At 37.6% G+C, this 6,342-nt stretch carries 8 protein-coding genes; 6 read left to right on the top strand and 2 right to left on the bottom strand.

Features of this window, described 5'->3' with window-relative positions; translation table 11 throughout:
- Together ACY65O_RS04325 and ACY65O_RS04320 are read left to right on the top strand one after the other, a co-directional pair.
- On the top strand, positions 1-324 hold a 324-nt coding region (locus ACY65O_RS04325; protein WP_462219619.1), incomplete at its 5' end, for a hypothetical protein.
- Between the two features lie 10 nt (positions 325-334).
- Positions 335-946 carry a DUF5655 domain-containing protein gene (locus ACY65O_RS04320; RefSeq protein ID WP_462219618.1) on the top strand — a complete coding sequence of 204 codons (612 nt, stop codon included), beginning with the start codon at positions 335-337 and terminating at the stop codon, positions 944-946.
- Positions 947-1,007: 61 nt separating this feature from the next.
- Here ACY65O_RS04320 and ACY65O_RS04315 read toward each other — a convergent pair whose 3' ends face one another.
- Positions 1,008-1,718, bottom strand: a complete 711-nt coding sequence (locus ACY65O_RS04315) for a hypothetical protein (RefSeq protein WP_462219617.1) — start codon at positions 1,716-1,718, stop codon at positions 1,008-1,010.
- A 50-nt stretch (positions 1,719-1,768) separates the two neighbouring features.
- A complete protein-coding gene (gene mnmA / locus ACY65O_RS04310) occupies positions 1,769-2,884 on the bottom strand; it encodes a tRNA 2-thiouridine(34) synthase MnmA (RefSeq protein ID WP_462219616.1) in 1,116 nt (371 codons plus the stop codon).
- A gap of 141 nt (positions 2,885-3,025) precedes the next feature.
- On the opposite strand from mnmA, the gene ACY65O_RS04305 reads away from it, so the two are divergent.
- The 4 genes from ACY65O_RS04305 to ACY65O_RS04290 form a co-directional block, all read left to right on the top strand.
- Complete coding sequence (locus ACY65O_RS04305) at positions 3,026-3,820, top strand: thymidylate synthase (protein WP_462219615.1); 795 nt, start codon at positions 3,026-3,028, stop codon at positions 3,818-3,820.
- Between the two features lie 14 nt (positions 3,821-3,834).
- Positions 3,835-4,329, top strand: coding sequence for a hypothetical protein (locus ACY65O_RS04300; protein WP_462219614.1), 495 nt, complete (start codon positions 3,835-3,837; stop codon positions 4,327-4,329).
- Between the two features lie 127 nt (positions 4,330-4,456).
- Positions 4,457-6,076, top strand: coding sequence for an OmpA family protein (locus ACY65O_RS04295; RefSeq protein ID WP_462219613.1), 1,620 nt, complete (start codon positions 4,457-4,459; stop codon positions 6,074-6,076).
- A 113-nt stretch (positions 6,077-6,189) separates the two neighbouring features.
- A partial coding sequence (locus ACY65O_RS04290; protein ID WP_462219620.1) for a dihydrofolate reductase occupies positions 6,190-6,342 on the top strand: 153 nt, incomplete at its 3' end.

The following is a 6,342-nucleotide window of genomic DNA, read 5'->3' as shown; positions in this document are numbered from 1 at the left end:
CCTTCATTAGAATCAAAATTATATACCAATATTATTGCCGGCAGGTGGAATGTTGATGATGCAGAAAATGATAAATTGCCCGAACCAAAAAAAGCAATTGACCTTTTTAAAAATATAAAACAGGGCGTTACCGATATTGATGATGTGCCCACCAAACATTATTTAAAAGAAGAACTGGAGTTATTACTCGGGCTGGAAGGTTTTGAAGTACAGGTAATAAAAAAAATAAATTACGACTGGAAAACAGAATTTCATAAACCCCCGAAATGGTTAAGAGAACCTTATCCCTGGGACTGGATGTGTACAGCAAAGAAAAATTATTAAAAAAATAATTATGGCTGCCAAAGAAAAAGCACTCGACGCCTACATTGCAAAATCGGCCGATTTTGCAAAACCCATTTTAAATCATATTCGTGAGCTGGTACATAAAGCCTGCCCGAATGTGGAAGAAAAGATGAAATGGAGTATGCCATTCTTTGATTACAAAGGAGAGATGCTTTGTCACATGGCTTCGTTTAAACAACATGCTGTTATGGGTTTTTGGAAAGCCCCGCTGATGAAAGATTCCATTCTGGTTGAAAATGCTAAATCAGAAGTTTCGATGGGGCATTTAGGAAGGATAACTTCTTTAAAAGATCTGCCACCCGATAAAAAAATAATTGCCTGGATAAAAGAAGCCATGGCATTAAACGACAAAGGCGTTAAGCTTGCCGCCAAACCAAAAGCTGCAGATAAAAAAGAATTGTTTGTACCTGATTATTTTTTAAAAGCGTTGAACAAAAATAAAAAAGCATTGCAAATATTTACTGCCTTTCCTTACTCCCACAAAAAAGAATATGTGCAATGGATTACCGAAGCAAAAACAGAAATAACTAAAAATAAACGTATAGCCACTGCTGTAGAAATGATAGCAGAAAATAAAAGCAGGAATTGGAAATATAAATAGTAGCAAATAAAAAAGCTGCAACAATACAATGTGCAGCTCTTTACTATCTTAAAAAAATAATTTAATTGTGGTCTATCATTTTCATGACAACCCCATACGAGGCATCAGAAAAAGTTCCGTTTACATTGCCTTTGTTCCAGTATAAAAAACTGCGGTACACCATTCCAATACCTTTTGCATATTTAGCTTCGCTAAAAGTTCTGTCAATAGCGGTTTGATTATCAATTTCGGCAACCTTAATGGTGCTGTCAATGGTTACTGCACCAATTTTTGCAGGCATGTTCAAACTGTCGTAAGCATAATCCCAATCATCTAAATATTTTAGGGTAGAACTTAAAGAAGTGGTGTTGATATAAGTATTGCCTTTCCAAGTATAATCCTGCCTTATGGGACCTTTAAGTTTTAAAAACCTTAAATTATTTTCTACAAACTCAATACTGTTTTGGCTGGGTACAGCCATAAAAACATTATCGGCAACCCATGGGGCATTACTAAAACTGCGAATGTATCTTATTATGCGGTAAGCTTTTCTTCCGGTATTATCTGTTATTTGGGCATCAACCAAATGTTTTACCTGATAGCTTTTTATTACTGCCGATGCACCAAAGTTGGTGTAATACACAATAGAATCTAAACTGTAAGTAATGTATTTGCCCACTGTAAGGGGATAATAATTGCTTACTGGTGCAGTCGCAAGTTCTTCGGTGCTTTTTTTACAGGCGCTAAAAATTATCAGCGAAGCAATTACTAAAAACGAAATTTGTTTTCTCATAAATGGGGTGTTACAAATACAGATGTAATTTTTGTATAAAAAGCTGCCTGTTATAATAAAATGGGTGCGGTACGTTGTATTATTCCGCCTCCAATTACATCATCACCTTCGTAAAAAACAGCGCTTTGCCCGGGGGCAATACCTTTTACATTATCGTAAAAACGTACATTTATACCATTTTCGTATGTGTACAGGTTAGAAAGCGCACCTTTATCTTTATAACGGATTTTTGTAACTGCTTCCATGCCCTCGGTAATGCCTTCGTATTTTATCCAGTTTAATTTGGTTACCTGCATATCGTTACGGTTTAAATCATCCTCTTCGCCCAATACCACAGTATTGGTTTCGGGGATAATTTGGGTAACATAAGCTGGTATGCCCAAAGCAATATCAAGCCCTTTGCGCTGGCCAATAGTATAAAAAGGATAGCCTTTGTGTTTGCCCAAAAAATTGCCGTTTTTATCTACAAAAGATCCACCATCCACCCTTTTTTCCAATCCATCCACTTTGCGTTTTAAAAAACCGCGGTAATCGTTGTCGGGCACAAAACAAATTTCGTAGCTCTCACTTTTTTTAGCCAGTTCGGGGTAACCAAAATCATGTGCCATCTGACGGATTTCGGTTTTGCGGTAAGTGCCCAATGGTAAAATAGTGCGGCTCAGCAGATCCTGCTGCAATCCCCACAGGGCATAGCTTTGGTCTTTGGTTTCATCCAAACCTTTGCGTAAAAAAAATCTTCCGTTGGTATGCTGATGCACTTGTGCATAATGCCCGGTGCTTATAAAATCGCAACCCAAAGCATCGGCCCTTTTCATTAATGCCCGCCATTTAATGTGCGTATTACACATTACGCAGGGGTTGGGTGTGCGGCCTGCAATATATTCATCAACAAAATTCTCAATTACAAAGTCGCCAAACTCTTCTCTTATATCTAAAATAAAATGCGGAAAGCCGTGTTGTACAGCAGCTTGTCTTGCATCATTAAAACTATCCAGGTTGCAGCAGCCGGTTTCTTTTTTTCCGGTAGTGCCCACACTGGTGGCATAATCCCATGTTTTCATAGTAATGCCCACTACTTCATACCCTTCCTTATGAAGCATCAATGCCGCAACAGTACTGTCTATACCGCCACTCATTGCCATTAAAACTTTTCCTTTTTTGCTCATGATAATTTCTCCGGTGCAAAGATAAAGGATAGTTGATTGTTGATGATTGATAGTTGAAAGCAGGGATTTTCGAATTGGGGAGTTTTTTTGTCTTAATAACTTTCAACTAAACACTTTCAACTTTTCACTTATTTTGCAGCCATGCAGCAATATTTAGATTTAGTTAAACATATTATAGCAACAGGCACCGATAAAAGCGACCGTACCGGCACAGGCACCCGTAGCGTTTTTGGTTATCAAATGCGTTTTGATTTACAAAAAGGTTTTCCTTTAGTAACCACTAAAAAAGCACATTTAAAAAGTATTATTTACGAACTGCTTTGGTTTTTGCAAGGCGGTACCAATATTGATTATTTAAAACAGCACAACGTAAAAATTTGGGACGAATGGGCCGATGAAAACGGCAACCTTGGCCCGGTGTATGGCAAGCAATGGCGTAGCTGGGTTGGTGCAGATGGTGTGGAAGTAGACCAGGTAAAAGACCTTATCCATCAAATAAAAAATAACCCCGATAGCAGGCGCATGATTATCAGTGCATGGAATGTTGCTGATTTGCCCAAGATGAAATTAATGCCTTGTCATTGCCTTTTTCAATTCTACGTTGCTAATGGTAAATTAAGTTGCCAGTTGTACCAGCGCAGTGCTGATGTATTTTTAGGCGTGCCTTTTAATATTGCTTCTTATGCTTTATTAACGATGATGATTGCACAGGTTTGCGATTTACAACCCGGCGAATTTGTACACAGCTTTGGCGATGTGCATTTGTACAGTAATCATTTTGAGCAGGCTAATTTGCAGTTGACCCGTACACCTTTTCCATTACCAACAATGAAAATTAACCCAGACGTAAAAGATATTTTTAGTTTTAAGTTTGAGGATTTTGAGTTGGAGAATTATGTGAGTCATCCGGGGATAAAAGCGCCGGTGGCGGTGTAATCTTATTAAGCCCAATGAAAAAAAATAGTAGCCTTACCAGTAAAATTTTAGCATACAAAGAACTACAGGATTTTGATATAAATGAAGCAATAGATTGGGCTGTGGATATGCTAACCCTTGGATATGAAACTCCTTCCTTATTGATTTTGTCAGGATTTTCAAAGCCCACAAATTTTTATGAAGCAGAAGAATATTTAAAAGGATCGATTAAAGAATTAGGTCTAAAAATTCCTGAAAGAAATGTGGCAATTTTTCAATATTGTGAATACTTAATTGAAAAAATAGCAGATGAAGAAAACGTTAAGGGAAATTTATATCAGCTTTATAAGATTGCAGGAACCATAGATGACGATAAGCGTATTTTTGATTTTTATCTTTTATATTGGGCTTGGAGTGATCTTGATTATGGTCTGGAATATCAGCATTATTGGGATGGGGCTACTCCAAAAAATATCGAACAAGTTGTTATTGAGCAGGCAAAAAAATATTTAATTAGCACTTCAGATTAGCATTGAAATCGCTGAATATACAATGATTACTTATTAAATCAGAATATTTAAGTTCGCCAATTTTTATTTCCCATCCCACACATTATTTCTTTCAATTTTTCGTTCTTACATAAGCTAATTCCATCTTATGAAGACAACCTTTACTTTTTTTGCTTTATTTTTTTGCTTTTTAACTGCCGTAGCACAACCTGCACAGGATACTACTTTAAAAGAGCAGAAAGAAAATATCATTAAAGAAACCACCATTGTTAAAGTAGAAAATTTAGGCGAACTCATTAATACCGGTAACCCCGAAATGCGGCCCACAATTTCTGCCGATGGCAACCTGTTATTTTTTATCCGTCAAAACGATCCTTTAAATATTCAATACCAAACCGTACCCAACTCACAGGATATTTGGTATTCCACCAGGGATACCACAGGCAAATGGAGCAAAGCAAAACATTTGAGTGCTAAAGTAAATGCATCGCAATACAATGCGGTGTACTGGATATCCCCCGATTTAAATACTATTTTATTGAAAGGGTCATTTATTGACGGGCAATACTTAGGCATGGGCGTTAGTATGATACATAAAAGAAATGATAACAGCTGGACGAATGCCGAAATGCTCAAGATCAGGAATTTTGAAAAATTCAGCCGAACCATGCAGATAGGCGCCAGCATGGGACAAGATGGTAAAACATTATTATTTTACATGACGGATAAAAAAGAAAGTTATGAAAACGATCTTTATGTTTCTTTTTTAGAAGGCAATGATATTTGGACAGCACCAAAAAGTTTAGGCAAAAAAATTAATTTGTCAGATTATAATGAGATGAGCCCGTTTATTGCGGCGGATGGCGTTACACTTTATTTCAGCAGCGACAGGCCCGGTGGCATTGGTGAAAATGATATCTGGATGAGTAAACGCCTTGACGACAGCTGGACAAAATGGAGTGAACCGGTAAACATGGGCAAGCCCATTAACACCGAAGGCTCCGAAGCATTTTTTACATTAGATGCCGGTGGAGAATTTGCTTACTTAACATCAAGTGATGGTGCTTTTGGCGCCAGCGACATCGTAAGAGTAAAATTATTAGAAAAAGAAAAACCTAATCCAGTAGTCCTGGTAAGTGGTAATGTGTACAATGCAAAAACAAATGCGCCATTAACGGCATCATTAATTTATCAAACTTTACCCGATGGAACTGAAGTGGGTAATGGTGTTAGCAGCCCTGTGGACGGCTCGTTTAAAATTGTGTTGCCTTACGATAAAAATTACAGCATCAGGGCCTCGGCAGATAAATTTTTCGCCATCTCCGAAAATTTAAATTTAGATTCTTTAATAAAAGCCGGCTATAAAGAAATTCATAAAGACTTGTATTTAGCGCCGATAGAAATTGGCCAGGTGTTTCGTTTAAACAATGTGTTTTTCGATTTTGATAAATATAATTTGCGTCCCGAAAGTTATGTGGAGTTAGACCGTGTGGTTAAATTTTTAAATGAGTATCCCAATATAGAAATTGAAATGAGTGCCCATACTGACAGCAAGGGGGCTGATGATTACAATATGACATTGAGTGATAACAGGGCAAGATCGGTAATGGAATATATAATATCAAAAGGAATTACTACCAGTCGTATCATATCAAAAGGCTATGGCGAAACCAAGCCTGTTGCTGCCAATGCCAATACTGATGGTACCGATAACCCGGAAGGGCGCCAGTTAAACAGGCGTGTGGAATTTAAAATTTTGAAAAACTAAATGTTCCCGCAGATTACGCAGATACCGCAGAAAGAAAACACTGTATTTCTCAGCGACATCAGCGTAATCTGCAGGCAAAAACATTCGCGGCAGAATCCGTATTTTTGTTTTCTATGATTTCACTCATTGCAGCCGCTGCAGAAAATTACGCCATTGGCAGAGATAACCAATTACTCTGGACCTTACCCAACGACATGAAGTTTTTTAAAAACACCACCTGGGGAATGCCGGTGGTTATGGGCCGTAAAACTTTTGAAAGCTTAGGC

The organism is Ferruginibacter sp., assembly GCF_031430955.1.
Taxonomy (GTDB): Bacteria; Bacteroidota; Bacteroidia; order Chitinophagales; family Chitinophagaceae; genus Ferruginibacter.
This window is presented reverse-complemented; position numbering and strand designations above follow the sequence as displayed.

Coding starts and splice junctions, on each gene's coding strand:
- ACY65O_RS04305 (WP_462219615.1), top strand. CDS start 3,026: ATGCAGCAATATTTAGATTTAGTTAAACATATTATAGCAACAGGCACC.
- ACY65O_RS04320 (WP_462219618.1), top strand. CDS start 335: ATGGCTGCCAAAGAAAAAGCACTCGACGCCTACATTGCAAAATCGGCC.
- mnmA (WP_462219616.1), bottom strand. CDS start 2,884: ATGAGCAAAAAAGGAAAAGTTTTAATGGCAATGAGTGGCGGTATAGAC.
- ACY65O_RS04315 (WP_462219617.1), bottom strand. CDS start 1,718: ATGAGAAAACAAATTTCGTTTTTAGTAATTGCTTCGCTGATAATTTTT.
- ACY65O_RS04295 (WP_462219613.1), top strand. CDS start 4,457: ATGAAGACAACCTTTACTTTTTTTGCTTTATTTTTTTGCTTTTTAACT.
- ACY65O_RS04300 (WP_462219614.1), top strand. CDS start 3,835: ATGAAAAAAAATAGTAGCCTTACCAGTAAAATTTTAGCATACAAAGAA.